We start from the raw sequence: 20,455 nt of genomic DNA, 5'->3' as shown, positions 1-20,455 counted from the left end.
GAAGCCGATGACAAAGCAACGAGGAAACATATGTCCGATCCGCTCCACGCATCGTCCCCGACTTGTGCGCAGACGCTACGGGCGCTGGCGCGCTATCCCGGTCGCACCGCGTTCGCTTGGCCCGGCGGATCGCTGAGCTATCGGGGCACCATCGATTTGATCGGACGTATCCAGGGCGTGTTCATGCGGCTCGGCTTGCAGCGAGGTGCGCGCGTCGCCTTTCTCACCGCGAACCGCGCCGACACCTGGTGCGCCGGCGTTGCCGCGCAATTGTCGCGATGCTGCATCACGTGGCTGCATCCGCTGGGATCGCAGGGCGACCAGCTCTTCCAGCTCGAAGATTCCGAGGCGGAAGTACTGGTGGTCGATGTCGCCGCCTTCCGCGATCGCGGCGGCGAGCTCGCCGCGAAGGCGAGTTTGCTCAAGGCGGTCTTCACGATGGGGCCAGCGGACTATGGCGTCGATCTGCTGGCGGCGATCGAGAGCGCGGGACATGCCAGCGCACAATGCCTCGCTGGCCTCGACGATCTCTCCACGCTCAACTACACCGGCGGCACCACGGGCAAATCCAAGGGCGCGCTGCGCTACCACCGCGAAAACGCCGGTGCTGCCGGCGCGATCCTCGCCGATTTCGAGATCCCCGACGCCGCGCGTTATCTCACGGTGGCACCGATCAGCCACGTCGCCGGCACGAAGGTGCTGCCGACGCTGATGCGCGGCGGCACCGTGCACATGCTGAAGGGCTTCGATCCCGAAGCCGTGCTGGCGACGATCGCGCGCGAGCGCATCAATTTCACGCTGTTCGTGCCGACCATGATCTATGTGCTGCTCGATCATCCCACGCTCGGCAAGACCGACCTCTCCTCGCTCGAGCTGGTGCTTTACGGCGCATCGGCGATGTCGCCGAGCCGGCTGCTCGAGGGCATCGAGCGCATCGGTCCGGTGTTCTCGCAGCTCTACGGCCAGACTGAATGCTATCCGGTCTCGGTGCTGCGCAAGAGGGATCACGATCCCAAGACGCCCGAACTGTTCCTGTCCTGCGGCTTTCCGATCGCGGCCTGCGAGGTCAAGATCCTCGACGACAACGACCAGGAGGTGAAGACGGGCGAAGCCGGCGAGATCTGCGTGCGCGCACCGCATGTGATGGCGGAATACTGGAAGCGGCCCGACATCACTGCAGAGACGCTGAGGAACGGCTGGGTTCACACCGGCGACATCGCGCGCCAGGACGAGCGCGGCTACATGTTCATTCTCGACCGCAAGAAGGACATGATCGTATCAGGCGGCTTCAACATCTTTCCGCGCGAGGTCGAGGACGTGCTGTCGCAACATGCCGACGTCGCGATGGTCGCGGTCGTCGGCGTGCCCGACGAGAAATGGGGCGAGGCCGTCACCGCCATCGTCGTGCCGCGCGAGGGCGCCAGTCCCGATCCGGACGAACTGATCAACATGGTGCGGACGCGAAAGGGCTCGGCCCATGCGCCCAAGCAGATCCAGTTCGTCAAGCAGCTGCCGATGACCGGCGTCGGCAAGGTCGACAAGAAGGTATTGCGTGCCGGCTTCTGGAGCGGCCGGGACCGGATGGTGGGGTAATCTCCCTGATTGCAGCGACGGGTTCGGAATACACGCATCGCGCGAAGCGCCGGTATTTTCAGGCGCTTTCACCCGGGATTTTACGGTGCCGTTGTGGCCCCCGCACCACATCGCGCGACGGAGTGCGTATCCGAGCCGACCGCACGATTGCCGGCGAATCGGGGAATCAACTAGACCGCTGACGGGGCTGGGAAGCGGAGTAAGCAATGAGAGTCGCTTCCCTGGAAAGTGCAGTCGCCGCGGTCACGTTGATCACGGCTATCATCGTGGTGCTGTGGGAGATCAAGATCTTCTACGGATTGTGAACTGGCAGGATGCTGGGACATCCCTTCCGCGGCGGCGGAAGCCTGCCGTTCAATCGGCCTCGGGAGCGATCACGGCGCTGCCGTTGGGCTCACCGCTTCTCAATCACCAGACTTTGTACGGCACGGCCGAAATAGCCTTGCCGATCCGCCAACCGCGACATCGCAAGACCCGCGCCGTGGGGGCCGATCCAGGATTCACCATCGAGCAGGATCCAGTCGCCGACCGGCTGACGCGCCATGCTCACCGTGAGGTCGGCGTTGATGTAGGTCCAGGTGCGGAAGTCGAGCGTCGAGGCGGTGCCGTTGGAGAAATCTGCAGCGACCACCGCGCGCATCGCCTGCGAGACCGCTTCGCCTTCGACCAGCGGATGATCGAGGCGAAACCAGATCGCGCCTGCACCGGCCTGACCAAAGCGGCCGCGCGCGGCGCGCATCGAGACCATGCCCGCGAACGGGCTGGTCGCACCGTGGCCGTCCTCGACCAGCGAGTCCTCGGGCGACGGCAGGGTGACCGGCAGGTCCTCGACGTCGTCGGGCAGCGGCTGCGACTGCTGCTTGATCTTGAGCACGGTGGCGCCGACGACCTGCACGTCGTCGGCGAAGAGCTTGACCTCGCAGAGCTGGATCTTTCGGCCCTCGCGCAAAACCTCCGTCTCGATCGCGAGCGGCGCCACCGGCACCGGGCGCATCAGGTCGATGGTGACGCGCGCGACGTTCATCGACACAGGCGTCGGAATCCGCTCCGCGGCCCACGTCACCAGCGCTGATGGCGCCGAGCCATGCTGCATGCGCCGGTCCCAGGGACCGGCGGCATTGGGGCTGGTGACGACGCTGTTGCCGTCGACGCGATAGATCGCACTCATTGCGATCGGCGTCACAACGGCGGATCGATCGCCTCGTCGTATTCCTTCTTGAAGCGCGCGATGAGTTCGGCGGCGGGGATGATGCCTTCGATGCTGCCGATGCCCTGGCCCGAGCCCCAGATCTCCTTCCAGGCCTTCGGCTTGGCGCGTTCGCCGGAGGCGTCGGTGCCGAAGTTCATCTTGGAGGGGTCTGACGTCGGCAGGTTTTCCGGATCCATGCCGGCGGCCAGGATGGACGGCTTCAGATAATTGCCGTGCACGCCGGTGAAGAGGTTCGAATAGACGATGTCGTCGGCCGTCGAGCCCGCGATCATCTCCTTGTACTTCTCGACCGCATTGGCTTCCTTCGTCGCGATGAAGGCCGAGCCGATATAGGCGAAGTCGGCGCCGAGAATACGTGCGGCACGGATTGCCTTGCCATTGCCGATGGCGCCGGACAACGCGATCGGGCCGTCGAACCATTTGCGTGTTTCGGCGACGAAGGCGAGCGGCGAGATGGTGCCGGCGTGACCGCCGGCACCGGCCGCGACCAGGATCAGGCCGTCGGCGCCCTTCTCGATCGCCTTGTGGGCAAACTTCTGGTTGATCACGTCGTGGAAGACGATACCGCCCCAGCCGTGGACGGCCTGGTTGAGCTCCTCGCGCGCGCCGAGCGAGGAGATGATCATCGGCACCTTGTACTTGGCGCAGAGCTGCATGTCGTGGTCGAGCCGGTTGTTCGACTTGTGCACGATCTGGTTGACCGCGAACGGCGCCGACGGCTTGTCGGGATGCGCGCGGTCATAGGCCGCGAGCTCTTCGGTGATCCGCGCCAGCCATTGGTCGAGCAACTCCGGCGGCCGCGCGTTCAGCGCCGGGAACGAGCCCACCACGCCCGCCTTGCACTGAGCGATCACGAGGTCGGGCACCGAGATGATGAAGAGCGGCGAACCGATCACCGGGATCGACAGGCGTCCCTTGAACAGAGCAGGCATGGACATTGCGGCGCGATCCTTTGCTGGCAGACGCATGAGATGTTGGGACCATACCAACAAGGCAATCTTTCCACTGTCAAGTATTGCGTTTTGACGCCGGAGGAATGCGGCTACCGCAATTCCAAGCAGCGGAATTCCTTGGTTGTCATTCCGGGGCGCGCCTCTTGGCGCGAACCCGGAATCCATTTCGCTATCTACGCTGAGCCCAATGGATTCCGGGCTCGACGCTACGCGTCGCCCCGGAGCCTACCCAATCAGATCCGGATTGATCAGCCGCTCGAACGAGAACATCTCGTCCCATGTCTCCTGCGTCAGCAGCTTGCGCTCGGTGACCACGATCTGGTGCAGCGACTTGCCGCTCTTGTAGCCCTCGCGCGCGATCTCGGCGCATTGCTTGTAGCCGAGCAGCGGCTTCAGCACGGTGACGATGCCGAGCGAGTTCAGCACCATGTTGCGGGTGTGCTCCTCGTTCGCGGTGATGCCGACCACGCAGTTCTCGCGCAGACTGTTGACCGCGCGCTCCATGGTGCGGATCGAGAAGAACAGCGCGAACGAGATCACCGGCTCCATCACGTTGAGCTGGAGCTGGCCGGCGGAAGCCGCCAGCGTCACCGTGGTATCGAGACCGATGACGAGGAAGCTGGTCTGGTTGACGACCTCGGGAATCACGGGGTTGACCTTGCCCGGCATGATCGAGGAGCCCGGCTGCAGTTGCGGCAGGTTGATCTCGTTGAAGCCGGCGCGCGGGCCGGAGGCAAGCAGGCGGATGTCGTTGCAGATCTTCGTCAGCTTGCTCGCGGTGCGCTTGAGCACGCCGGAGAGCTGCACATAGGCGCCGGTGTCCGAGGTCGCCTCGACCAGATCGCCCGCGAGGATGAAGTCGACGCCGGTCAGCGCGCTCAGATGCCGGACCGCGAGTTTTGGATAGCCGACGGCAGCCGTCACAGACGTACCGATCGCGGTGGCGCCGAGATTGATCTCGCGCAGCAGCGCGCGCGCTTCGGAGATGCGGTCGACCTCCTCGCCGATCGTGGTGCCCCATCCGCGGAATTCGGCGCCGAGCGACATCGGCACGGCGTCCTGGAGATGCGTGCGACCCATCTTCAGCACACGGTCGAATTCGCGCCCCTTGGCGAAGAAGGCCTCCTGGAGCTGGCGCAGCGCTGTCATGTAGCTCTCGAGCCGGAGGATCAACGCGAGGCGAAACGCGGTCGGATAGGTGTCGTTGGTCGACTGGCCGTAATTGACGTGGTCGTTCGGGCTGACGTGCTGGTAGTCGCCCTTGTTGAAGCCGAGCGATTCCAGCGCGAGGTTGGCGATCACCTCGTTGGCGTTCATGTTGGTCGAGGTGCCGGCGCCGCCCTGGATGAAGTCGGTGACGAATTGATCCATCATGTCGCCGGCGATGACGCGGTCGCAGCCCAGGATGATCGCATCGGCGACCTTGGCGTCGATCGCGCCGAGGTCGCGGTTGGCCATCGCCGCGGCCTTCTTCACGTAACCCAGAGCCTTCACGAAGTAAGGCTCCTGGTTCATCGGAATGCCGGTGATGTGGAAGTTCTCCTTACCCCGGATGGTCTGGACGCCGTAGTAGATGTCGTCGGCGATCTCACGCTGTCCGAGGAAGTCCTGCTCGTAGCGGCTCATGGGCGCTCCTTGCTGCTCGCGCGACGTTCCTAGTTCTGACACAGCGCGCTGGTGACGACGGTATCGGTGCGGCAATCATCCGGTTTGCGTTGCCTGCCCGGAATGAGCACCTTGGCCGAACACTTCTCGGCGGAGTCGGTGTTGAGGCTCTTGCCTTCCTTGTAGCCCTTGCTCTGGCATAGCTGGTCAGCAGCGGGTTTGCAGTCGGGCGCGCCGTTCGACGAGGCCGGACAGGCCGCACGCCCCGACACCATGATGGACGGCCGCACGAGACGCGAGAGATCTTTCATGGTCTCGCTGGGGCTCTTGATCGGCGGCAGGACCGCGGGCAGCTTGTCGAACAGCTTGCCCATTTCGTGGATCAGGCCGGGATTGTCATCGCCGGGCGGCTCGGGCGTAGAGGGCGGCGGCGCGGCCTGCGGGCCCTGCTGCTGCAGGTCCAGCGACGGCGGCGCCGCTTGCGGCCACCCCGTCCCGCTTGCGCCAAGCAGAAGCGAAAGCGCCGCAAATATCAGCGTCCCCAGCCGCAGGACCGGATTGCCGGATCGAGCCATCATGCGGCCAACCGTAACCGAAGCCGGCGCGGCGTCAAAGCGCTCCGGCTCCAGGCCTCAGATCAGCTTGATGGCGATCACGAAGCCGAGCACCAGCACGGCGGCACCGAGCGCCACCCACAGGCCGAGATGCCGCTCGATCCGCTCGCGAATCCAGTCGCCATAGCGGTTGAGCAGGATCGCCACGATGAAGAAGCGCCCGCCGCGGGCGACGATCGAGCACAGGACGAAGAAAACGAGATTGTAGCCGGCAAAGCCAGAGGTGATGGTGACGAGCTTGTAGGGGATCGGCGTCAGGCCCTTGAGCAGGATGATCACCGCGCCCCACTCGGCGTAGGAGGCGCGGAAGGCGTCGACCTTGTCGCCGAGGCCATAGACCTGGATCAGCCAATGGCCGACCGAGTCGAACAGCAACGCTCCGATGGCGTAACCGAGCAGGCCGCCCAGCACCGAGGTCGCGGTACAGACCGCCGCATAGACCCAGGCGCGCTGCGGGCGCGCCAGCGACATCGGGATCAGCATCACATCAGGGGGAACGGGAAAGAACGAGCTTTCGGCGAAAGCCACGACACCCATGATCCAGAGCGCGTAGGGCTTGTGGGCGGCGTCGATGCACCAGTCGTAGATACGTTTCAGCATGGCGCCGCGATGAAGCACCATGGGACGGATTTGTCCATCGCGAGTTTTGTGACGATTTAGTGCCGTTTGCGGGCCGCACGGCCCTCAATAGCGACAATTGGCCGCCTCGCGGAGATGCGCGGTGAGGCGACTTTGGGCAGCTTCATCGACGATTTCGGCAGCTTTTCCGCGATACCGAGCATGTCTTCCCGCCGCGACATCTCGCGCCAGACGTCTTCGGGGCGGACGCCGGCGGACGCCCAGAGCACGGTGAGATTGTAGAGCAGATCGGCGCTTTCCCGGACCACGGCCTCGGTGTCGCCGTTGACCGCATCGATCACGACCTCGATGGCCTCTTCGGCCAGCTTCTTCGCCATTTTGGAGGGCCCGCGCTGAAACAGCCGGGCCGTACGCGATGTTGCCGGATCAAGATCCCTGGCCGCGAGCACAGCCAGATATAGCCGCTCAAGCGAATCACTCATGTACGCAAAACTACTCTAAACACATGGTCGACGCGTTAACGCTTGAGATTAAAAGGCAAAATAGGCCGACGCGGCAAGCGCGCCGGCCTATCGTAGTCAACGACTTACCAACAACCCGCGCCGCCTCGGCTGCAAGAGGCAAAGGGGTCGCGACCGACGCTGCCATTGCCCGGATATTCGCGACTACCCGGGCCAGTGTACCGGCCGCCATAGTAGACCGGGCCTTCATCGTAATAGACCGGGCCGCCGCCGTAATAGGCAGGGGCATCGTAGGCGTAGGCGTCTCGGGTCGCAGCGATCGCAAGCCCGGTACCAATGGCGGCAATCGCCGCGCCGGCAAAGGCTGCGCCGCCGCCTCCATGCCAATGGCGGCCGCCAGCGAACGATGCGGTCGGCGCGACTGATGTCAGCGCCAGCACCGCGGCCGTGGCGAGAACGGCCTTGCGGCCGGCAAACTTCGAAAATCGGTCAAACATGATCTGGACCCTCCTTGGGACCTTCAATGGTGCCTCGAGACAGGCTCATGTCTTTCAAACACCCGCATCCCATGTTGGGTTCCTCAACCCCAACGGGACATGAACGGGGTTGCGTGATCGTGACGCAACCGCCGCTCATCTGCCGTTCAGGTACGGCTTGCGCCGATTGATCAACCGAGCACCGAACCTTGATCCCCGCCGCTGCCCCGTTCATCCAGGCGCGGTGTTGCGCGAGGACATGCTGCCGGCCTCGGGAAAGACCAAGGTCGAGATCGCGCGCCTGTTGGGCATTTCACGGCAGCATCTCCATGACATCATGGAAGAGAAGAAGCCGCTGTCGCCGAAGGTCGCGGTGCGCGTCGGAAAGTTGTTTGGAGGCGGGGCCGGGATCTGGGTCCGGATGCAGGCGGCCCACGACACGTGGCACGCGGAACAGACGGTCGACGTCAGTAATATCCCCACCTTAAAGGTGGCCTGAAATGTCCACACCAGTATAGTCGTGCAGAGGTTCAACCCGTTGACTGACGACCTTTCCACGGTTCAGCGTATCGCATGTCCATCCTCCGCCTCTACACCCGCGTTCTCGAACTGCTCGGCAAGGAAGCGCGGCTGGGCTGGCTGCTTGCGGTCGCCAACCTCCTGCTGGCGGCATCGCAGTTCGCGGAACCCGTGCTGTTCGGCCGGATCGTCGACGTGCTCTCCGGCAAGACCGTGGCAGGCTCCAGCTCGGCCTGGCCGTTTCTCGCCGCCTGGGTGGCATTCGGACTGTTCACGATCGGATGCAGCGCACTCGTGGCGCTCCAGGCCGACCGTCTCTCGCATCGCCAGCGCCAGGCGGTGCTGACGGATTATTTCGAGCACATCTTGCAGCTGCCGCTGACCTTCCACTCCGGGACCCATTCGGGACGGCTGATGAAGGTGATGCTCAACGGCACGGACGCGCTGTGGCGGCTCTGGCTCGGCTTCTTCCGCGAGCACTTTGCCGCGATCCTGTCGGTGGTGGTGCTGCTGCCGCTATCGCTCTACCTGAACTGGCGGCTCGCGATCCTGCTGTTCGTGCTCTGCGTCGTCTTCACCGCGTTGACGACTTTCGTCGTGCGCAGGACCTTCGGCATGCAGATGGCGGTCGAGGAGCACTACAGCGAGCTCTCGGCACGCGCCTCCGACGCGCTCGGCAACGTCGCGCTGGTGCAGAGCTTCGTGCGCGTCGAGTCCGAGGTGAAGGGACTGCGCTCGGTCGCCGACGAGCTGCTCGCCGCGCAGATGCCGGTGCTGTCCTGGTGGGCGCTCGTGACCGTGATCACGCGCGCCTCCACCACCATCACCGTGCTCGCGATCTTCACGCTCGGCATCGCGCTGCACGACGAGGGCCTGACCTCGGTCGGCGAGATCGTGATGTTCGTGAGCTTCGCGACAATGCTGATCCAGAAGCTCGAGCAGGTCGTCAGCTTCATCAACAACGTGTTCATGGAAGCGCCGCGCCTGCGCGAGTTTTTCAACGTGCTCGACGCCGTGCCCGCCGTCCACGACCGGCCCGACGCGATCGACGCCGGGCGGCTCTCCGGCCTCGTCGAGTTCAACGACGTCACCTTCTCCTATGACGGCAAGCGGCCCGCGATCGAGGACCTCACCTTCACCGCGCTGCCGGGCCAGACCGTCGCGCTGGTCGGCCCCACCGGCGCAGGCAAGTCGACCGCGATCGCGCTCTTGCACCGTGCCTTCGACCCGCAATCCGGCTTCATCAAGATCGACGGCATGGACGTGCGCGGCGTGACCCTGACATCGCTGCGCCGAAACATCGGCGTGGTGTTTCAGGAAGCGCTGCTCTTCAACCGCTCGATCGAGGAGAATTTGCGGGTCGGCAAGCCGGACGCGACCGAAGCCGAGATGCGCAAGGCGGCCGAGCGCGCGCAGGCGATCGACTTCATCGAGCGCAGCGGCGGCTTTGCGACCAATGCCGGCGAGCGCGGCCGCATGCTCTCCGGCGGCGAGCGGCAGCGGCTGTCGATCGCGCGTGCGCTGCTGAAGGACCCGCCGATCCTGATCCTGGACGAGGCGACCAGCGCGCTCGATGCCGTCACCGAGGCCAAGGTGAACGCCGCTCTCGATGAAGTGATGAAGGGCCGCACCACCTTCGTGATCGCCCACCGCCTCTCCACCATCCGCAACGCCACGCGGATCCTGGTGTTCGAGAACGGGCGGGTGATCGAAAGCGGAACTTTCGATGAACTCGTGGCCAAAGGCGGCCATTTCGCGGAGCTCGCCAAGGCGCAGTTCATGGTGCAGGAAAATGCACGAGCCGGCGTAAGTGCCGCGGAGGCTGCTTCTGCCGCCGCCAGATCCCCTTAACAAGTCCCGGCGCCACCGTCGAAATTCGGCCTAGTTCATTGCGGAATACGCATCGGAAGCCCCTATTCTCGACGCACGAGCCGGTATAGGTTTGCGACGCCGCAAGCGGCGGCGCTGGATTTCAGAACCGAACATCAGATCACGAGAACCGTCCTTGTCGGGCGGATCTCCAAGGACCGGAATCGGATAGTGCACGCCTTTCGCCCGCTGCTTCGCAAATCCCTGTTCAACCTGTTCGCCGCGACCCTCGCCGTAGGTGCGTTTATCGTACCGCGCCTCGCCCATGCCGAAGCGCTGCTGCTGATCGAAGCCGACAGCGGCAAGGTCCTTCAGGCAGACAACGCGACCATCCCCTGGTATCCGGCCTCCGTCACCAAGATCATGACCGCCTATGTGACCCTGAAGGCGGTGAAGGACGGCAAGATCACGCTCGACACGCTGCTGACGGTATCGCCGACGGCCGCATCGCAGGCGCCCTCGAAGATGGGCCTCCGTCCGGGAACACAGCTCACCGTCGACAATGCGCTGAAGATGATGATGGTCAAGTCGGCGAACGACATGGCCGTGGTGCTGGCCGAAGGCATCGGCGGCTCGATCGACGGCTTCGCCGCGATGATGAACGATAATGCGAAGCGGCTCGGCATGACGCAGACGAACTACGTCAATCCGAACGGCCTGCCTGCGGACGGACACGTTACCTCGGCGCGCGATCTCGGCATTCTCGCCCGCTCGTTCCTGCGCGACCTGCCCGAGTACGAGTACTACGTGCACATCCCCGCGATCCGTTTCGGCAAGCGCGTCACCGGCAATTTCAACAAGCTGATCGGCCGCTATCCCGGCGCCGACGGTTTCAAGACCGGCTTCATCTGCGCCTCCGGTTACAATCTCGTGGCGTCGGCAACGCGTAACGGCCGCCGCCTGATCGCTGTCGTGCTCGGCGCCAGCTCCGGCACTGCGCGCGCGGTGAAGGCGGCGCAGCTGCTCGAACGCGGCTTCAGCCAGGACAATCTGTCGTGGCTGCGCCCCTCGCTCGGCACCGTCGAGAACCTCGTGCCGGTCGACGCCTCGCCGCCGAACCTGCGCGAGGAGATGTGCGGCGGTCATCGCAAGCGTCCAGCCAGCGACGACGACGACGCGCTGATCGCAACCAACGGCACGACCGGCGGATCTGGTTCCTTAACCGGAGGCGCGGCTCCGGTGACGTTCTTCACCGCGGGCCTCCAGCCGCCTTTGATGAAGGCATCCGAGCTGATGGCCTCGGCCCCGGCCCCGGTAGAACCCGTGGTGGTCTACACCGGCCCGACCCGCACCGGCGCAGCCCTGGTCGCAGCGGTCGCAGCCGACGCCGACCAGCAGAACCCGCCAAAGGCGCGTGGCAAGAAGTCGCGTACGGCCAAGAAGCCCGGCGCCGGCAGCGAGGCCAAGTCGGCGGCGGCGAAACCGGCGGCCACCAAGTCGGACGCGGCGGCCAGGAGCGACACCAAGACCGCGGCGAAACCGGCGGCAAGCAAGCATGCCGCGGCCAAGTCCGACGCGGCGGCCAAGCCTGCCACGAGCAGCGATCAGGCAGCCGCCAAGCCGGCCAAGCCCAAGGCCGCCACGAAGCCCAAGCCCGCGCCCAACAACAGCTAGGTTAACGCGCCAAATCCTTCAGGCGGCGCCCGCGCTTCGCAGGTGCGGCAGCCCGTTGCGAGGATTCCAGTAGCCTCTCCCCAGCCTTTGCCCTAAGCCTCGACCGCTTGCCAGCCGTTCCGGCAGGCTCGATACTGCCGGCAATGAGGCAGCCCGAGACACAACGGGCTCTGAAGTGAAGAGAGGGGAGTTTCCATGGAGCGCATCTGGCTCAAGCAATATCCGCCCGGCGTGCCCGCTGACATCGAGCCGACGCAATACGCATCGCTGGTCGACCTCCTCGAGGAGAGTTTTGCGAAGTTCGCCGACCGCAAGGCGTTCATCTGCATGGACAAGGCGATCAGCTATCGCGACCTCGACCAGATGTCACTGGCGCTCGCGGCTTACTTGCAGGGACGCGGCCTGCAGCGCGGTGCGCGCGTCGCGATCATGATGCCGAACGTGCTGCAATATCCGATCGCCACCGCCGCGGTGCTGCGCGCCGGCTTTGCCGTGGTCAACGTCAATCCGCTCTATACCCCGCGCGAGCTCGAGCATCAGCTCAAGGATTCCGGCGCCGAAGCCGTCATCGTGCTGGAGAACTTCGCCCATACCGTCGAACAGGTGATCGCGAAGACGCCGGTCAAGCACGTCATCGTCGCCAGCATGGGCGACCTGCTCGGCCTCAAGGGCGTGATCGTCAATCTCGTCGTCCGGCGCGTCAAGAAGATGGTGCCCGCCTGGTCGCTGCCGGGCTCGGTGTCGTTCAACGACGCGCTCGCCGCCGGACGCGGCCAGACCTTCAACAAGCCGAAACTGTCGCCCGGCGACGTCGCCTTCCTGCAGTATACCGGCGGCACCACCGGCGTCTCCAAGGGCGCCACGCTGCTCCATCGCAACATCGTCGCCAACGTGCTGCAGAACGACGCCTGGCTCCAGCCGGCGCTCAATGCGCCGCCGCATGTCGAGCAACTCATGATCGTCTGCGCGCTGCCGCTCTATCACATCTTCGCGCTGACGGCCTGCTACCTGCTCGCGGTGCGCGCCGGCGGCTGCAATCTCCTGATCCCGAATCCGCGCGACATCGCCGGGTTCATCAAGGAGCTCGCGAAATACCAGGTCAACAGCTTCCCGGCCGTGAACACGCTCTACAACGGCCTGATGCACCATCCTGATTTCAAGAAGCTCGACTTCTCCAAGCTGAAGATCTCCAACGGCGGCGGCATGGCGGTGCAGCGCCCGGTGGCCGAACAGTGGAAGGCCGTCACCGGCTGCTTCATCGCCGAGGGCTACGGCCTGTCGGAGACTTCGCCGACGCTGACCTGCAACCCAGCGACCACGACCGAGTTCTCCGGCTCGATCGGCATTCCGGTCCCCTCGACCTGGATCTCGATCCGCGACGACGACGGCAACGAACTTCCGCTCGGCCAGGCCGGCGAGATCTGCGCCAAGGGCCCGCAGGTGATGTCGGGCTACTGGAACAGACCGGAGGAGACGGCGAAGGTGATGACCCCGGACGGCTATTTCCGCACCGGCGACATCGGCATCATGGACGAGAAGGGCTACACCAAGATCGTGGACCGCAAGAAGGACATGATCCTGGTCTCCGGCTTCAACGTCTACCCCAACGAAATCGAGGAAGTTATCGCGAGCCATCCGGGCGTGCTGGAATGCGCCGTGATCGGCATCCCCGATTCCAAGTCGGGCGAGGCGGTGAAGGCCTTCGTGGTGAAGAAGGATCCGAACCTCACGGCCGAAGCCGTGATCAAATTCTGTCACGAGCAGCTGACGGGCTACAAGGTGCCCAAGCACATCGAATTCCGCACCGACCTGCCCAAGACCAATGTCGGCAAGATCCTGCGCCGGCAGCTTCGCGACGAGAAGAAGGCCGAGGCGGCGTAAGGCCGCTTCTGCTTCATGACACACATCGGCGACACCATGCCATCAGGCGTTCTCGCCTTCTGGCGCGAGGCCGGCCGCGAGCGCTGGTACACGCGCAGCGACGCGTTCGACGCGGAGGTGAGGCGCCGCTTTCTTCCGCTCTGGCAGAAGGCAACCGCGGGCGAGCTGGCGTCGTGGGAAGACAGCGACGAGGGCGCGCTCGCGCTCGTCATCATGCTCGACCAGTTTCCCCGCAACATGTTCCGCGGCACGCCGCAGGCCTTTGCCAGCGACGCGTTCGCGCGAGATGTCGCCCGCCGCGCCATCGCGCGGGGCACGGATCGCAGGGCCGATCCCATCCTGCTCGAATTCCTCTATCTGCCCTTCATGCATTCCGAGCATCTACCGGACCAGCTGCATTGCGTCGCCCTGTTCGAGAACACCGAAAATGCCGAAAACCTGAAATATGCCCGGGAGCACGCCGACATCATCCAGCGGTTCGGCCGCTTCCCCCACCGCAACCGCCTGCTTGGCCGCGACACCTCCGAGGAGGAGCAGGCCTTCCTCGACGGCGGCGGCTTTGCCGGCTGATGACATAACGGTGAAGGGTTGCCGGCCCCTCAGCTTCCCCCGCAGGCAATATTGTGCAGGCCGGCCGCACGGTCTAAAAAGCGGGACCGATTTTCAGGGAGACTGACGATGGCGATCCAGACTGGCGACAAGCTGCCCGAGGCGAAATTCCGCGTGATGACGGCGGAAGGCCCGCAGGTGAAGACCACCGACGATATCTTCAAGGGCAAGAAAGTGGCGCTGTTCGCGGTGCCCGGCGCCTACACCGGCACCTGCCACAAGATGCATCTGCCGAGCATCTTCCTCAACGCCTACGCGATGAAGGACAAGGGCGTCGACACCATCGCGATCGTCTCGGTCAACGATGCTTTCGTCATGAACGCCTGGAAGCGCGACACCGACCAGCGCGACGAGGCGGTCTTCCTCGCCGACGGCAACGCCGACTTCGCCAAGGCGATCGGCATGGAGCTGGATGCCTCCGGCAACGGCCTCGGCATCCGTTCCAAGCGCTATTCGATGCTGGTCGAGGACGGCGTGGTCAAGAAGCTGAACCTCGAAGCGATGCCCGGCAAGGTCGAGGTGTCGGGCGGCGATACGCTGCTGGGGCAGCTGTAAGACTGGATGTCATTCCGGGGCGCCTCGACGAGGCGAAGCCGGAATCTCGAGATTCCGGGTTCGGTGCTTTGCACCGCCCCGGAATGACGGAACAAACCTCTATTCGCCCACGCGCTGCTGCGTCCTGGCCTTGACGATTCCATCCCGCGCAAGCTGATCGGCCCGCTCGTTCTCGGGATGGCCGGCATGGCCCTTGACCCAGTGCCAACGGACCTCGTGTGCCTTCAGCGCGGCATCGAGGCGCTGCCATAGCTCGACATTCTTCACCGGCTTCTTGTCGGCGGTGCGCCAGCCGTTACGCTTCCAGCCGTGGATCCAGCCGGTGATGCCCTGACGGACATACTGGCTGTCGGTGTAGAGATCGACGGTGCACGGCTTCTTCAACGCTTCGAGCGCGGAGATCGCCGCCATCAATTCCATCTGGTTGTTGGTGGTGTGGCGCTCGCCGCCGTTCAGCTCCTTTTCCTTGTCGCCGAACTTCAGGATCGCGCCCCAGCCGCCGGGCCCGGGATTTCCCGAGCACGCGCCGTCGGTATAGATCGTCACATTGGGAAGCTCGCTCACGCAACCAGTCCTGACGGCATCAGCCCGTAGTCGCGCGCGCTCGAAACGTTTTGGTGGAAGCGCAGCTTGCGGACATATTCCAGCGGATCCTTCGGCTTCACCAGCGCACCGGGAGGCACGTTGAGCCAATCCACCAGCCGCGTCAGCAGGAAGCGGATCGCCGCACCGCGTGCGAGCAGCGGAAGCGCGGCCTCTTCCGCCTCCGAGAGCTTTCGCACCCGGCCGTAGGCGTTGAGGAAAGCGCGCGCCTTGGTGACGTTGAAGGAATGATCCGGCTCGAAGCACCAGGCATTCAGGCAGATCGCGACGTCATAGGCCAGCATGTCGTTGCAGGCGAAGGTGAAGTCGATGATGCCCGAGAGCTTGTCGCCGAGGAAGAAGACGTTGTCGTTGAAGAGATCGGCGTGGATCACGCCTTCGGGCAGGGTGCTCGGCCAGACGCCGCCGGAGAGATAGTCGAGCTCGGTTTCGAGAAACGCGCGCAGGCCCGGCTGGACCTCGTCGGCGCGATCGGCTGCCGCATCGAACAGCGGCCGCCAGCCCGCGACCGACAGCGCGTTGGCGCGCTTGATCGCAAAATTGGCGCCGGCGAGATGCATCCTCGCCAGCCCCTCGCCGACGCCGGCGCAATGCACAGCGTTCGGCTTGCGCGGCCAGATGCCTTCGAGAAAGGTGATGATCGCGGCGGGTCGTCCCTGCAGCTCGTGCAGCGCCTCGCCGTCTTTCGCCTTCACCGGCAGCGGACAGCTCACGCCGTGCTCGGCGAGATGGGTCATCAGCGCAAGGAAGAACGGCAGATCGTTCTTCGCCACGCGCTTTTCATAGAGCGTGAGGATGAACGAGCCTTTGCTGGTGTGGAGCAGGAAGTTGGTGTTCTCGACACCCTCGGCGATGCCCTTGTAGGAGAGCAATTCGCCGAGATCGTATTGCCTCAGGAAATCCGCAAGCTCGTCGGCGGCAACGTCGGTGTAGACCGCCATGAAGGTCTACTCGGCGGCGGCTTCGGGACGCACCTGACGCGGCAGCGGGAAGAACTCGTTCTCCTCCGCGGCCGAGACCGTTTCCACATGCAGCGTGTAGCGCTCGGCGAACGCGTCCATGATCTCCTCGACGATCACTTCGGGCGCGGATGCGCCGGCGGTGATGCCGAGACTGGTGATGTTGCCGAACTTGGTCCAGTCGATGTCGGCGGCGCGCTGCGCCAGCACGGCGATGTTGCAGCCCTCGCGCTCGGCGACCTCGCGCAGGCGCTGCGAGTTCGACGAATTGGGAGCACCGACGACGATGAGCGCGTCGACCACCGGCGCCACCTTCTTCACCGCGAGCTGGCGGTTGGTGGTGGCGTAGCAAATGTCTTCCTTGTGCGGCCCGTTGATGTTCGGGAAGCGCTCCTTGAGCAGCGCCACGATCTCCGCGGTGTCGTCGATCGACAGCGTCGTCTGCGTCACGAAGGCCAGGTTGTTCGGATCCTTCGGATTGATGGTCTTGGCGTCCTCGGCGGTCTCGATCAGGGTGACCGCGCCGGTCGGAAGCTGGCCGAGCGTGCCGACCACCTCGGGGTGGTGGGAGTGGCCGATCAGGAAGATCTCGCGGCCACGCTTGAAGTGGATCGCGGCCTCGCGGTGAACCTTGGTCACCAGCGGGCAGGTCGCATCCAGCGAGAACAGATTGCGGGACTGGGCGTCGGCGGGAACCGACTTCGGCACGCCATGGGCCGAGAACACCACAGGGGCTGTCGTGTTCTCCGGGATTTCAGCCAGCTCCTCGACGAAGATCGCGCCCTTCTTTTTCAACCCGTCGACGACGTATTTGTTGTGCACAATCTCGTGGCGAACATAGACGGGGGCGCCGTACTTATCGAGCGCCCGTTCCACGGTGTCGATCGCCCGGACCACTCCGGCGCAGAAGCCGCGAGGAGAACAAAGCACGATCTTGAGGTCTGGTTTGGCTGACATTGAGCGATCTCGGGACCGAATCACCCGTTCGCCTGCTGGCGGGGGACGGTCGATGGATGGAAAAGGGCCTAAAACGGTCTGCTGAGACGTTATAGCGAGTTGAGAGGGAATTGGGCCCCCTTTCGGGCGCTGTCAAGGCACTATCTATAGCAGAACCATTGCGTGGCTACCCCCTCCGGGCTTATATAGCGCGAATTCCCTGTCATCGCTGATGACCACCGGTTTCGCCTCCAGAGGGGTGGGCGAAGCACAAAGGAGATTTGCCATGAGCAACGCACCTCTGATGCCCAAGGCGACCGCCGTCTGGCTGCTCGACAACACCGCGCTGACCTTCGACCAGGTCGCCGATTTCACCAAGATGCACCCTCTCGAGGTGCGCGCGATTGCCGACGGCGACGCCGCGCAGGGCATCAAGGGCATGGACCCGATTTCCAACGGCCAGCTGACCCGCGAGGAGATCGAGAAGGGCGAGAAGAACCAAGACTACCGGCTCCGTCTCCAGGAGAGCAAGGTCGTGCTGCCGCCCCAGCCCAAGCGCAAGGGCCCGCGCTACACCCCGGTGTCCCGCCGCCACGAGCGTCCGAGCGCCATCCTCTGGCTGCTGCGCAGCCATCCCGAGCTCAAGGACGCCCAGGTCATGCGCCTGGTCGGCACCACCAAGAGCACGATTGCAAGCGTGCGCGACCGCACCCACTGGAACACCTCGCAGCTGACCCCGATCGATCCCGTGACCCTCGGCCTCTGCTCGCAGATCGAGCTCGATTTCGAAGTGGCGCGCGCGGCCAAGGAAAAGCCGATCGACGCGAACTACGGCGGCGCCACCCTGCTGCCGGCCTCCGAGACCACCAAGAAGGACGAGTACGAGCCGTCGGAGAAATCGAGCGACGATCTCAACGTCGACGCCGTGTTCGCCAAGCTCAAGACCCTCGGCGGCAAGAAGCACGAGGAAGAGGAAGAGTAAGACTCTCCTCTCGTATCGTCATCGAAAACGCGGCGGGAAACCCGCCGCGTTTTTGTTTGGGGCGAGCTCTATCTCGTCATTGCGCAAGAAGCGTCGCTTACGGACGCTCTGGATGGTTCAGCATGTATTCGCCGAGATCGCGCTGACGGCGATCGGCGCGGGAAATCGCCGCATTGCGCTGGACGTCACGATCCTTGCGGCAGGCCACATATTCGGGCGAGCCGACCGCGAGGCCGCGGCTCTGGCACACCGCATCATCGTCGTCGCCGCCCATGGCCGTCGGCGTCTGGTAACGCGCCGAGCACGCGGAAAGAGCGATGGCGAGCCCCACGGCAATGAGCAGCCGCGGCGCGGTGGCGAGTGACATGAGTGGGTCCCCTGTTGGCCGGCCCTGTTTAGCGCGGAATGAGGAGATTGTAAGGTCCCCGCACCTCACACCCTCCCCTTCAGCGCATCCCCGATCTCGTCCAGCACCTTGGGGTCTTCGATCGTGGCGGGCATGGTCCAGGCCTCGCCGTCCGCGATCTTCTTGATGGTGCCGCGCAGGATCTTGCCCGAGCGCGTCTTCGGCAGGCGGCCGACGGTGATGGCGAGCTTGAACGCGGCGACCGGGCCGAGCTTGTCGCGCACCAGCGCGATGATCTCCTTCTCGATCTCGGCAGGCGCACGCTTCACGCCGGCTTTCAGCACCAGGAATCCGCAGGGTACCTCACCCTTGATCGCATCCTTGACACCGAGCACGGCGCATTCGGCGACGTCGGGATGCGAAGCCAGGATCTCCTCCATGCCGCCGGTGGAGAGCCTGTGGCCGGCCACATTGATGATGTCGTCGGTGCGGCCCATGACGAAGACATAACCGTCTTCGTCCTTGTAGCCGGCATCCGACGTTTTGTAGTAGCCGGGGAATTCGCTGAGATAGGCCTCCTTGAAGCGAGCGTCCTGGTTCCATAGCGTCGGCAGACAGCCCGGCGGCATCGGCAGCTTGATCACGATCGAGCCCATGGTGTTGGGACCAACAGGCTTGGCCGCTTCGTCGACGACGTCGACCTGGTAGCCCGGCATCGGCACCGTCGGCGAGCCGTGCTTCACCGGCAACTGACCGAGGCCGACCGGATTGCCGGCGATGCACCAGCCGGTCTCGGTCTGCCACCAATGGTCGATCACAGGCACCTTCAGCTGCTGCTCCGCCCATTCCACCGTCGGTGGATCGGCGCGCTCGCCGGCGAGGAACAGCGTGCGGAACTTCGACAGGTCATATTGCCGGATGAACTTGCCTTCCGGATCCTCTTTGCGGATGGCGCGGAACGCGGTCGGCGCGGTGAACAAGGCGACCGCCTTGTGCTCGCTGATGACGCGCCAGAACGCGCCGGCATCGGGCGTACCCACCGGCTTGCCCTCATACATGATCGAGGTCGCGCCATGCAGCAGCGGGCCATAGACAATGTAGCTGTGGCCGACCACCCAGCCGATATCGGAGCCGCACCACCAGACCTCGCCCGGCTTGACGCCATAGAGGTTGAACATCGACCATTTCACGGCGACGAGATGCCCGCCATTGTCGCGTACGACGCCCTTGGGAATGCCTGTCGTGCCCGACGTGTAGAGAATGTAGAGCGGGTCGGTGGCGGCGACCGGCGCGCAAGGCGCCTTCTTGCCTTCGTTCATCGCCTTGCGGCGCAGGCTCGCCCAGTCATAGTCGCGCTTCGGCGTGAGATCGCAAGTCAGCTGCGGACGCTGCAGCACGATGCAGGCCTTCGGCTTCGCGGATGCCAGCTTGATCGCCTCGTCGAGCAGCGGCTTGTACTGCACGATGCGGCCGGGCTCGATGCCGCAGCTTGCCGAAAGAATGAGTTTCGGCTGTGCATCGTCGATGCGGGTCGCAAGCTCTTTCGCGGCAAAGCCGCCAAACACCACGGAGTGCACCGCGCCGATGCGCGCGCAGGCCAGCATCGCGACCACGGCCTCCGGCACCATGGGCATGTAGAGGATGACGCGGTCGCCCTTGGCGACACCAAAATCCTGCATGATGGCGGCGAGCGCCTGCACCTCGGCCAGCATCTCGGCATAGGTGAATTTGGTGACGGAGTTCGTCAGCGGCGAATCATGGATCAGCGCGACCTGGTCGGCGCGGCCGCGTTCGACGTGACGATCGAGCGCGTTGTAGCAGGTGTTGACGACCCCGCCGGCGAACCAGCGGCCGTAGACGCCCTGCGTGGCGTCGAAGATCTTTTTCGGCGGCTCGATCCAGTCGATTTCTTTGGCCGCCTCGGCCCAGAAGCCTTCAGGATCGGCCAGCGAGCGCGCATGGACCTCGTGATATCTGCTCTTTCCCTGGACGTTCATTCCCGCGCTCCCGTTCCCTCTATTGGCCTGACCTTGACCTGACGGCAGGACGTCAGTCCCGCCATGACAGGGATCAAGTGCCGGCCTTGTTTGA

General features: G+C 64.5%; 20 protein-coding genes. 8 read left to right on the top strand and 12 right to left on the bottom strand.

Going from position 1 to position 20,455, the window contains the following annotated elements; all coding sequences use genetic code 11:
* Positions 1–30 precede the first annotated feature (30 nt).
* Positions 31–1,593, top strand: coding sequence for an AMP-binding protein (locus XH90_RS04615; protein WP_194479424.1), 1,563 nt, complete (start codon positions 31–33; stop codon positions 1,591–1,593).
* Between the two features lie 394 nt (positions 1,594–1,987).
* Here XH90_RS04615 and XH90_RS04610 read toward each other — a convergent pair whose 3' ends face one another.
* The 7 genes from XH90_RS04610 to XH90_RS04580 all read right to left on the bottom strand — a co-directional run bounded on the left by XH90_RS04610 (position 1,988) and on the right by XH90_RS04580 (position 7,512).
* Positions 1,988–2,761 (bottom strand): thioesterase family protein, encoded by a 774-nt coding sequence (locus tag XH90_RS04610; RefSeq protein WP_194479423.1) that lies wholly within the window; start codon positions 2,759–2,761, stop codon positions 1,988–1,990.
* An 11-nt stretch (positions 2,762–2,772) separates the two neighbouring features.
* Complete coding sequence (locus XH90_RS04605) at positions 2,773–3,741, bottom strand: nitronate monooxygenase family protein (protein WP_194479422.1); 969 nt, start codon at positions 3,739–3,741, stop codon at positions 2,773–2,775.
* 240 nt (positions 3,742–3,981) lie between these two features.
* A complete protein-coding gene (locus XH90_RS04600; RefSeq protein ID WP_194479421.1) occupies positions 3,982–5,382 on the bottom strand; it encodes an aspartate ammonia-lyase in 1,401 nt (466 codons plus the stop codon).
* A 29-nt stretch (positions 5,383–5,411) separates the two neighbouring features.
* Positions 5,412–5,939: a hypothetical protein gene (locus XH90_RS04595; RefSeq protein ID WP_194479420.1), complete on the bottom strand. Its 528-nt coding sequence runs from the start codon at positions 5,937–5,939 to the stop codon at positions 5,412–5,414.
* Between the two features lie 54 nt (positions 5,940–5,993).
* Positions 5,994–6,596, bottom strand: coding sequence for a YqaA family protein (locus XH90_RS04590; protein ID WP_194479419.1), 603 nt, complete (start codon positions 6,594–6,596; stop codon positions 5,994–5,996).
* 35 nt (positions 6,597–6,631) lie between these two features.
* A complete protein-coding gene (gene hisE, locus XH90_RS04585; RefSeq protein ID WP_194479418.1) occupies positions 6,632–7,036 on the bottom strand; it encodes a phosphoribosyl-ATP diphosphatase in 405 nt (134 codons plus the stop codon).
* Positions 7,037–7,140: 104 nt separating this feature from the next.
* The gene (locus XH90_RS04580; RefSeq protein ID WP_246755694.1) at positions 7,141–7,512 is read right to left on the bottom strand and encodes a hypothetical protein; all 372 of its coding nucleotides are present in this window, start codon (positions 7,510–7,512) and stop codon (positions 7,141–7,143) included.
* 166 nt (positions 7,513–7,678) lie between these two features.
* Between XH90_RS04580 and XH90_RS04575 the strand changes: the two genes are divergently transcribed.
* The 6 genes from XH90_RS04575 to XH90_RS04550 all read left to right on the top strand — a co-directional run bounded on the left by XH90_RS04575 (position 7,679) and on the right by XH90_RS04550 (position 14,538).
* Positions 7,679–7,990, top strand: a complete 312-nt coding sequence (locus tag XH90_RS04575) for a HigA family addiction module antitoxin (protein ID WP_194482590.1) — start codon at positions 7,679–7,681, stop codon at positions 7,988–7,990.
* 74 nt (positions 7,991–8,064) lie between these two features.
* On the top strand, positions 8,065–9,861 hold the full coding sequence (locus XH90_RS04570; protein WP_194479417.1) for a glucan ABC transporter ATP-binding protein/ permease: 1,797 nt from the start codon (positions 8,065–8,067) through the stop codon (positions 9,859–9,861).
* Between the two features lie 189 nt (positions 9,862–10,050).
* A complete protein-coding gene (locus tag XH90_RS04565) occupies positions 10,051–11,493 on the top strand; it encodes a D-alanyl-D-alanine carboxypeptidase family protein (protein WP_194479416.1) in 1,443 nt (480 codons plus the stop codon).
* A gap of 195 nt (positions 11,494–11,688) precedes the next feature.
* Positions 11,689–13,374, top strand: coding sequence for a long-chain fatty acid--CoA ligase (locus XH90_RS04560; protein ID WP_194479415.1), 1,686 nt, complete (start codon positions 11,689–11,691; stop codon positions 13,372–13,374).
* A 15-nt stretch (positions 13,375–13,389) separates the two neighbouring features.
* A complete protein-coding gene (locus XH90_RS04555; RefSeq protein WP_194479414.1) occupies positions 13,390–13,944 on the top strand; it encodes a DUF924 family protein in 555 nt (184 codons plus the stop codon).
* 108 nt (positions 13,945–14,052) lie between these two features.
* On the top strand, positions 14,053–14,538 hold the full coding sequence (locus XH90_RS04550; protein ID WP_194479413.1) for a peroxiredoxin: 486 nt from the start codon (positions 14,053–14,055) through the stop codon (positions 14,536–14,538).
* 99 nt (positions 14,539–14,637) lie between these two features.
* Here the strand turns inward: XH90_RS04550 and rnhA are convergent, their stop codons facing one another.
* The 3 genes from rnhA to ispH are packed head-to-tail and all read right to left on the bottom strand — an operon-like array spanning position 14,638 to position 17,057.
* On the bottom strand, positions 14,638–15,102 hold the full coding sequence (gene rnhA / locus XH90_RS04545; protein WP_194479412.1) for a ribonuclease HI: 465 nt from the start codon (positions 15,100–15,102) through the stop codon (positions 14,638–14,640).
* Positions 15,099–16,082, bottom strand: coding sequence for a homoserine kinase (locus tag XH90_RS04540; RefSeq protein ID WP_194479411.1), 984 nt, complete (start codon positions 16,080–16,082; stop codon positions 15,099–15,101). Before XH90_RS04540 ends, rnhA begins: the two co-directional genes overlap by 4 nt.
* 6 nt (positions 16,083–16,088) lie before the next feature.
* On the bottom strand, positions 16,089–17,057 hold the full coding sequence (gene ispH, locus XH90_RS04535) for a 4-hydroxy-3-methylbut-2-enyl diphosphate reductase (protein ID WP_194479410.1): 969 nt from the start codon (positions 17,055–17,057) through the stop codon (positions 16,089–16,091).
* Positions 17,058–17,322: 265 nt separating this feature from the next.
* On the opposite strand from ispH, the gene XH90_RS04530 reads away from it, so the two are divergent.
* A complete protein-coding gene (locus tag XH90_RS04530) occupies positions 17,323–18,018 on the top strand; it encodes a DUF1013 domain-containing protein (RefSeq protein WP_128949643.1) in 696 nt (231 codons plus the stop codon).
* Positions 18,019–18,115: 97 nt separating this feature from the next.
* Here the strand turns inward: XH90_RS04530 and XH90_RS04525 are convergent, their stop codons facing one another.
* Together XH90_RS04525 and XH90_RS04520 are read right to left on the bottom strand one after the other, a co-directional pair.
* On the bottom strand, positions 18,116–18,385 hold the full coding sequence (locus XH90_RS04525; RefSeq protein ID WP_194479409.1) for a hypothetical protein: 270 nt from the start codon (positions 18,383–18,385) through the stop codon (positions 18,116–18,118).
* Positions 18,386–18,450: 65 nt separating this feature from the next.
* Complete coding sequence (locus XH90_RS04520; protein ID WP_194479408.1) at positions 18,451–20,361, bottom strand: propionyl-CoA synthetase; 1,911 nt, start codon at positions 20,359–20,361, stop codon at positions 18,451–18,453.
* Between the last annotated feature and the right edge of the window lie 94 nt (positions 20,362–20,455).

Origin of the sequence: Bradyrhizobium sp. CCBAU 53338, assembly GCF_015291665.1 — a bacterium.
Classification (GTDB): domain Bacteria; phylum Pseudomonadota; class Alphaproteobacteria; order Rhizobiales; family Xanthobacteraceae; genus Bradyrhizobium.
This window is presented reverse-complemented; position numbering and strand designations above follow the sequence as displayed.

Excerpts from the sequence above, each read along its gene's own strand:
- XH90_RS04615 (WP_194479424.1), top strand. The coding sequence starts at position 31 with ATGTCCGATCCGCTCCACGCATCGTCCCCGACTTGTGCGCAGACGCTA.
- XH90_RS04610 (WP_194479423.1), bottom strand. The coding sequence starts at position 2,761 with ATGAGTGCGATCTATCGCGTCGACGGCAACAGCGTCGTCACCAGCCCC.
- XH90_RS04605 (WP_194479422.1), bottom strand. The coding sequence starts at position 3,741 with ATGTCCATGCCTGCTCTGTTCAAGGGACGCCTGTCGATCCCGGTGATC.
- XH90_RS04600 (WP_194479421.1), bottom strand. The coding sequence starts at position 5,382 with ATGAGCCGCTACGAGCAGGACTTCCTCGGACAGCGTGAGATCGCCGAC.
- XH90_RS04595 (WP_194479420.1), bottom strand. The coding sequence starts at position 5,939 with ATGATGGCTCGATCCGGCAATCCGGTCCTGCGGCTGGGGACGCTGATA.
- XH90_RS04590 (WP_194479419.1), bottom strand. The coding sequence starts at position 6,596 with ATGGTGCTTCATCGCGGCGCCATGCTGAAACGTATCTACGACTGGTGC.
- hisE (WP_194479418.1), bottom strand. The coding sequence starts at position 7,036 with ATGAGTGATTCGCTTGAGCGGCTATATCTGGCTGTGCTCGCGGCCAGG.
- XH90_RS04580 (WP_246755694.1), bottom strand. The coding sequence starts at position 7,512 with ATGTTTGACCGATTTTCGAAGTTTGCCGGCCGCAAGGCCGTTCTCGCC.
- XH90_RS04570 (WP_194479417.1), top strand. The coding sequence starts at position 8,065 with ATGTCCATCCTCCGCCTCTACACCCGCGTTCTCGAACTGCTCGGCAAG.
- XH90_RS04560 (WP_194479415.1), top strand. The coding sequence starts at position 11,689 with ATGGAGCGCATCTGGCTCAAGCAATATCCGCCCGGCGTGCCCGCTGAC.
- XH90_RS04555 (WP_194479414.1), top strand. The coding sequence starts at position 13,390 with ATGACACACATCGGCGACACCATGCCATCAGGCGTTCTCGCCTTCTGG.
- XH90_RS04550 (WP_194479413.1), top strand. The coding sequence starts at position 14,053 with ATGGCGATCCAGACTGGCGACAAGCTGCCCGAGGCGAAATTCCGCGTG.
- XH90_RS04540 (WP_194479411.1), bottom strand. The coding sequence starts at position 16,082 with ATGGCGGTCTACACCGACGTTGCCGCCGACGAGCTTGCGGATTTCCTG.
- ispH (WP_194479410.1), bottom strand. The coding sequence starts at position 17,057 with ATGTCAGCCAAACCAGACCTCAAGATCGTGCTTTGTTCTCCTCGCGGC.
- XH90_RS04530 (WP_128949643.1), top strand. The coding sequence starts at position 17,323 with ATGAGCAACGCACCTCTGATGCCCAAGGCGACCGCCGTCTGGCTGCTC.
- XH90_RS04525 (WP_194479409.1), bottom strand. The coding sequence starts at position 18,385 with ATGTCACTCGCCACCGCGCCGCGGCTGCTCATTGCCGTGGGGCTCGCC.
- XH90_RS04520 (WP_194479408.1), bottom strand. The coding sequence starts at position 20,361 with ATGAACGTCCAGGGAAAGAGCAGATATCACGAGGTCCATGCGCGCTCG.